5 protein-coding genes and 2 pseudogenes are annotated in these 6,723 nt (G+C 40.4%); 4 read left to right on the top strand and 3 right to left on the bottom strand.

Going from position 1 to position 6,723, the window contains the following annotated elements:
- Positions 1-117: 117 nt before the first annotated feature.
- Positions 118-1,170, bottom strand: a pseudogene (locus EWV66_RS00035) (AAA-like domain-containing protein); the annotation flags it as partial.
- 475 nt (positions 1,171-1,645) lie between these two features.
- Between EWV66_RS00035 and EWV66_RS00030 the strand changes: the two are divergent.
- Together EWV66_RS00030 and EWV66_RS00025 are read left to right on the top strand one after the other, a co-directional pair.
- Positions 1,646-2,899 carry a competence/damage-inducible protein A gene (locus EWV66_RS00030; protein WP_287108738.1) on the top strand — a complete coding sequence of 418 codons (1,254 nt, stop codon included), beginning with the start codon at positions 1,646-1,648 and terminating at the stop codon, positions 2,897-2,899.
- 196 nt (positions 2,900-3,095) lie between these two features.
- Positions 3,096-3,227: a hypothetical protein gene (locus EWV66_RS00025; RefSeq protein ID WP_002768233.1), complete on the top strand. Its 132-nt coding sequence runs from the start codon at positions 3,096-3,098 to the stop codon at positions 3,225-3,227.
- An 83-nt stretch (positions 3,228-3,310) separates the two neighbouring features.
- On the opposite strand, the gene EWV66_RS00020 is transcribed toward EWV66_RS00025, so the two are convergent.
- Positions 3,311-4,906: an Hsp70 family protein gene (locus tag EWV66_RS00020; RefSeq protein WP_052278010.1), complete on the bottom strand. Its 1,596-nt coding sequence runs from the start codon at positions 4,904-4,906 to the stop codon at positions 3,311-3,313.
- 191 nt (positions 4,907-5,097) lie between these two features.
- Between EWV66_RS00020 and EWV66_RS00015 the strand changes: the two genes are divergently transcribed.
- Positions 5,098-5,697: a Uma2 family endonuclease gene (locus EWV66_RS00015; protein ID WP_052278009.1), complete on the top strand. Its 600-nt coding sequence runs from the start codon at positions 5,098-5,100 to the stop codon at positions 5,695-5,697.
- A 99-nt stretch (positions 5,698-5,796) separates the two neighbouring features.
- Positions 5,797-6,264 carry a DUF29 domain-containing protein gene (locus tag EWV66_RS00010; protein ID WP_287108735.1) on the top strand — a complete coding sequence of 156 codons (468 nt, stop codon included), beginning with the start codon at positions 5,797-5,799 and terminating at the stop codon, positions 6,262-6,264.
- A 77-nt stretch (positions 6,265-6,341) separates the two neighbouring features.
- Here the strand turns inward: EWV66_RS00010 and EWV66_RS00005 are convergent.
- A pseudogene (locus EWV66_RS00005) lies at positions 6,342-6,626 on the bottom strand (Uma2 family endonuclease); the annotation flags it as partial.
- Positions 6,627-6,723 lie beyond the last annotated feature (97 nt).

The following is a 6,723-nucleotide window of genomic DNA, read 5'->3' as shown; positions in this document are numbered from 1 at the left end:
TAAGAGCTTTTTGTAAGTTTTTCTTTTCTTCTAAGTCTAGGAAATCTTTGGCTGGCATAAGTAGGATTTTTCTCAAGTTACTATTTCTATTTTAGGTGGTTTAAGTGCGTTTTAGCTTAACACTTCTCGATAAATGGGATTAGCAATAGTTAATCCTCCGTAGGGGTGCATTTTACATAATCCTAAATCCATCACAAATTGAATATCATCATTGGGAATATTTCCTAATTCTAAACCTGCTAACATCGGTTCAATAATGGCTTTAATTCTTGGTTCTCTTAACCTTTCCGCTAAACTATCTAAATGAGTATCCTGACGAGCAATTAATATTTCCTTAGCTTGTAAAATGTGTTTTTTGGTAATAGCAATACTTCTATCTTTTACCATTTTTTCTACAATTTCTTTAGCTAAAGCATTGACTAACCAAGGTTGTCCTTGGGTTAAATCATAAGCTGTTTCTATTGCTTCTGGTGTAAAAATTTGTCCTGCTGCTGCTGTATGTTGTTGATATAATTCTCCCACTTCTGCAAGATTAAAATTTCGCATAGTCAGAGAAGCAACTTTTATATTAAAAGGACTAGATGTATTTAATCTATCACTACCTCCCGATGCTACTTTATAATCTCGCACATCTCGCAAACCAATTAATCCTACTGATGAGGGAAAATTTTCTGGACGATTGGGAAAACCATCTCTTAACTGTCGTAAAACTGATATTAATGTTTGGTCTTGTAAAGAGTCAATTTCATCTATAAATAATACTATGGGACGATTTATCGCTTTTGACCAATCTGATAAAAAAGCCTTGATTCTGCTTCCTGCTTCTTCCTGTTGCCATTCTTTTACAGGTGGTTGCAATTCTTTAGGTAAACGAATATTTATTGTATTATACCATGCCCCTAAAATTGCCAATTCTGCGGCACTAGGATCATGATTAAATGCACTTCCTACTTCCACTGATACCATGACTGCGGCATAATTTCCTCTATCGGTAAGTTGTTTTGCTAGGGATAACATAGCGGTGGTTTTCCCTGTTTGTCGTGGTGCGTGTAGGACAAAGTAACTATGCTGTTGAATTAGCTCCTCTAAATCTGGTAATCGCACTGTGGGAGAGAGCATATAGTGGATATCGTCTTTACAGGGACCGGCAATATTAAACCAGCGAGTCATAAGTAGTCATGCAAAATTAATTACCTGCCCGATCGAGCTAAAACCCTTACGGGGCAATGATCGTCATGTGTAAATAATTTTGCCTAGGTACTTAGAATTTTATTATTTAGTGGACATTTCAATTTTAGATGATTTTGGTGGGGTTTGTGATGGCAGGAAGGAAGAGGTGATGCTCGGTCATACTTTGTTATGCTTGATTATGATCAATTATTGTTATATAAGGGAATAATACGCTGATTTTACGTTTGCTCATAGGTAGTGATTTTATTGTCGTGTAATCAGATATGGGCTGTTCAGCAACAAATTGGCATTTAATATACAAGACTTTGATTCTTGATAGCTTACTGGTATAATACTGGAGCGCACTGGTATTGTTAACTTCCAGTACCATCGTTACCGAAACCCGATCGCACTGTGGTGACAGGAGATCAGTTGATGATCAAAATTGAAAATCTTAAGCTAATTGTCAAAAATTATGGCCGCTGAAATTATTTGTGTAGGAACGGAATTATTATTAGGGGATATAGTTAATACTAACGCCCAATATTTAGCCCTAGAATTGGCAAAATTAGGCATTCCCCATTATTATCAAACGGTGGTGGGAGATAATGTAGAAAGACTGAAAAAAGCGATCGCTATTGCCCGAGAACGTTCTTCAATTTTAATTTTTACCGGGGGACTCGGACCTACTCCCGACGATTTAACCACAGAAACAATCGCCGATTTTTTCCAAACGCCTCTCAGGGAAGATAAGGAGATTTTAGCAGAAATCGAGGCTAAATTTACGATTTTAGGGCGAGAAATGCCTCCTAGTAACAGTAAACAGGCTTTAATACCCATAGGAGCCGATTTTTTGCCAAATCCGACGGGAACCGCCCCTGGCCTGATCTGGCAACCACAGACTAACGTGACTATTCTCACTTTCCCCGGAGTACCCTCAGAAATGAAGAGAATGTGGGTAGAAACGGCGATTCCTTACCTAGAAAGTCAAGGATGGGGCAAAGAGAGGATTTATAGTCGTTCTCTCAAATTTCGCGGTATTGGTGAGTCAGCTTTAGCGGAAAAAGTTGCCCATTTATTCGCTCTGACTAATCCCACCGTTGCCCCCTATGCTGGTTTAGGCGAAGTGCGTTTGCGAATTGCGACGAAAGCCCCTTCTTTACAGGCTGCTTTGCAGGTAATTGAACCGGTAGCGACGGAAATTAAGGAAATCGCCGGATTAGATTATTTTGGGGCTGATGATGATACTTTACCCGCGGTGGTGGGGGAACTTTTGCGGCGGCAAAAACAAACTTTGAGTGTGGCAGAATCCTGTACTGGAGGGGGATTAGGGGAAATTATCACCCAAATCGCCGGCAGTTCCGATTATTTTTGGGGTGGGGTTATTTCCTACGATAATCGGGTAAAAGTTGCCCTCTTAGACGTAAATGAGCAGGATTTAAATAATGTCGGGGCTGTCAGTGCCATTGTTGCCCAACAGATGGCCCTAGGCGTGCAAAAACGCCTCACTACCGATTGGGGGATCAGTATCACGGGTATTGCCGGACCGGGAGGAGGCAGTGAGACGAAACCTGTGGGCCTAGTTTATATCGGTTTAGCCAGTCCTGAAGGAAAAGTGACTGTATCTGAGCATCGTTTCGGAGAAAATCGAGATCGCTTGACCATTCGCCAGATTAGTGCCTATACCGCCCTTGATCGCCTACGCCGGAATTTATTAATAATGTCTTAAAAAAGAATTGCCAAGAATATATACTCAGACTAAAAAGTTATGTTAAGCTTAATATAAATACAAGATATAGATTCCCCCGCTCGTCAGATTGAACAGCTAAACGATGAAAATCAGTTAAAATTCTCTAGAATAAAGCTGTTGCGGGGATCAATCGACGAAAACTCATAGCTAGTATCTCAAAGGAGCCATTTGGTCAATGGACTATTTAGATGAAGTGATAGAAAAATTGAGAGAATGGGCGCGCAAACTGATCGACAGTGTTTTTGGTCCGGAACCCGAACCCGAACCCGAACTAATCCCGATCCCCGTGCGCGATCACAGTCGATAAAGCCACCAGTAAAACAGAATATTGCGATAATATCAGTGCAAACTTACCATGAGTCTGCACTTGATTTTTAGGTGAAGCTAAGTCTAGCTTAATTTGGTGACTATTTGATTATTTAGTAACAATTCTTGACTGAGTAAATCTTCCACATTAATCCGCAGAAAACACTGATCATCAATCCAGAACTGCACTTTAATGCGATCTTTACCCCGGAAACCTAAAGGAGCGAGTTGAGCGATGGATCTTGCTCCCTCGCGATCATTTAAGGGTTGGACGCTAGTTTCTCCATTACTCAGGGAACGAGTAATTAATTTATCACCATCAAAATAAACCTCCATTGCTCCACTTTCTGTGCCTAATTCGCCGATAATTAACTCAATGCTAGGCTGATTGTCCACAGAAACACCTAGGACTAATTCCACGGGTTTTTCCATGGGATAGGGTTGTCCAGAGTTAATAATTGGATGCCAAGCGTGGGCATTTTTGCGACGATTCCAGTAACGAATGCCGTAGCTATGATAGAGAAAATCTTTGACTTGATAACCTTGGGCTAATTGTAACGCTCCCAAAGCGATCGCTTCAAAGGGTCGATCCTCTTTAATTTTACTACTATCAAAATACTGTCGCACCCAATCTTTTACCGCCGGAATTTGTACAGTTCCCCCAACTAATAACACCGCATCGATGTCGCTAACTTCAATTCCATTGCGTCTTCCCTGTTGCAAAACTCCCGTCATTAAATCATCTAATTGATTAAAAAAGTTTTGTTTTTGGAGAATATCGGTCAATTGTTCTCGATCTAAACTTAACTCGTAACTCTCGAAATTTTCCTCATCAAAATATACCTCCTCGGCGGTTAATTGGGAAGAAAGTTTAATTTTTAATCTTTCTGCTAGACGAGTAGTCAGGGAAGTTTTCGCTAAAGATTGCTTTTGGGCAAAATAATCGACAATCCAATCGTCGATATCTGACCCCCCTAAATTTGTCCCCGCCTTGGCTAAAACCCTCGCTAGTTTAGTTTTTTGGGCGGAATTATTGCCTAAAAGTTTTTCTCCCCACTTGAGAATAAAACCTTGATTTTTTTGAGGATTATCTAAATCTAATTGTACCAAAGAAAGATCGAGGGTGCCACCGCCAAAATCTACCACTAAAATCACTTGCTCACCCGTGGTTCCATAACCTAAAGCGGCGGCCGTGGGTTCATCAATTAGTCGAATTTGTTCGATTTCCCACCCCTGACAAACATTACTTAACCAATTGCGGTAACTTTCAAAACTATCGACGGGGACGGTTAAAACTAGAGATTGGGGGGTTTCCAGGGTGGTGTTTTTTAAGTTGTCGATGATGCTATCAAGAAACCATTGACCAACCCCCTCGAAACTGAGGACAGTTTCCTCTAATTCCGGTAAAAATCCTTGAATTTTTGCGCCGATACCTCGTTTAAAGCGACGAAAAAAACGCGGGTCTCGATCGATATCTAAACCCCGATCGCGCACTGCTTGACCGGCAATTACTTGCAGAGGATTGGCCGATTTAATATAGAGTAAACTGGGAATTAGGGGGGGATTGTCGGCTATTTGTTGGGATAACTCCGATAATTTGACGGTTTCGGCCCTATTTGTCGCCCCATTCCAACGAGTAATGACGGTATTACTGGTTCCGAAATCAATAGCGTAGAACACGATCGATAGTTTTTAGGTAAATTTAGTTAATTATTGGCTATTGTAACCTGTTATTTAGTGAAACCGCCCGATCGAGGTGGAAGTTTCCCAAAAAAATCGGGAATTTGTTCAGCGCAAGCTCAAGAATTCTGAGCAAAAACTTGACAAATAATCTTTAATAGTATATATGAGTTGCACCTGATCAAAGGATTATGTTAGCAGTTACTACCTCACCCGAAACCCTCTCCTTAGAAATTCCTAGCGCGATCGCTCTCTCTATCACCCTTGAACAGTTTGAAGCCCTTGCTGCGGTCAACCGTGACTTAAAATTAGAACGTACAGCCCAAGGAGAATTAATCGTGAATCCCCCGACAGGTGGCGAATCAGGACAGCGAAATTTTCGTATAACAGGACAATTGTTTCGCTGGTGCGAAGAAAATGAAGCTTTAGGGGTCGGGTTTGACTCTTCCACCGGATTTATACTACCAAATGGGGCGATTCGTTCTCCTGATCTATCTTGGGTGAGTCGAGAACGCTGGGAATCTTTAACTCCTAAGCAGAAAAAGGGATTTATTCCCCTCTGCCCCGATTTTGTGGTGGAATTGCGGTCTGAATCCGATAGTCTTGACAAATTACAGAAAAAACTGCTCGAATATAGGGAAAATGGCGCAAGGTTAGGCTGGTTAATCGATCCCCAGAATCGGCAAGTTGAAATTTATCGTCAGGGAAAGGAGGTAGAAATATTAGAAAATCCCACTGATTTGTCGGGGGAAGATGTTTTACCCAATTTTAGCTTAAATTTAAAGCTCTGATGTTTAAAGGGGTCATCCTGCGATATTTTGCCAATCTTTTTGAGATCAGGGAGTCGCTTCTAAATTATCTAAGAATTCCTTTTTCTAGGTCATCATCAAATGAGCATCGAAAAGTCTTTAGTTTCCTCATGTAAAAGTCTTTATCAAGAAGATTTCTACCGATGGTTACAAGAAACCGCTAATTTACTCAAAGAACATCGTTTTGAAAAATTAGACTTAGAAAATTTGATCGAAGAAATTGAAACGATGGGAAGGAGTGAAAAACGAGAACTAGAAAGTCGCTTAACCGTCATTGCCGAACATTTGCTTAAATTGACTTACTGGCTAACTGAAAAAGAAGCAAATGCTCAAGGGTGGCGCAGCACAATTGTTGAACAACGCCGACAAGTTCAACGCTTATTAAAAGAGAGTCCAAGTCTGAGAAGATTGATTCCTGAAATCTGGATAGATTGTTACCAAGCAGCCAGAGAAGATACTGTAAGAAAGTATCTTCTCTCTGCTGATTTATTCCCGATTGAATCACCCTTCACCCTTGCAGAAATCCTTGATTCTGACTATCTTCCTTAAAAATGAAGTTTGGTATTTTATCGATGAAGACAATGCCCAACAAAGCAAAGCGTTAAACGGCAATCACTACCTCTGATTTACCAAATCAAAGTAAGATTTAAACTAAATTCTGGCAGAATACTTTCCCCCGATAAACTCTCTGGATTAGTTAAAATTTCTACTGCCTGTCCTTGACGATAAATTTCTACTTCTCTCGTTTTTCTATTGATTAACCAACCTAAACGAGTCCCATTATCTAAATATTCCTGCATTTTTTTCCTAGTAGTTTCTAGGCTATCACTAGGAGACATTAATTCAATGACAAAATCGGGAGATAGAGGTAAAAATCTTTCCTTTTGTTGCAGGGTAATCGCGCGTCGTTTTGTATAGATGGTAACAGACAAAAATCCCTAACTGTTAATTTGGTGACGACGAACTGGCCTGAGTTAATCTGAGAGGAAGTGAAAAATCCTGTATTTT

Source organism: Microcystis sp. M_OC_Ca_00000000_C217Col (assembly GCF_007095585.1).
GTDB classification, from domain to species: domain Bacteria; phylum Cyanobacteriota; class Cyanobacteriia; order Cyanobacteriales; family Microcystaceae; genus Microcystis; species Microcystis panniformis.
Note: the sequence above shows the minus strand (reverse complement) of the source record. Positions and strands in the feature narration are given on the sequence as shown.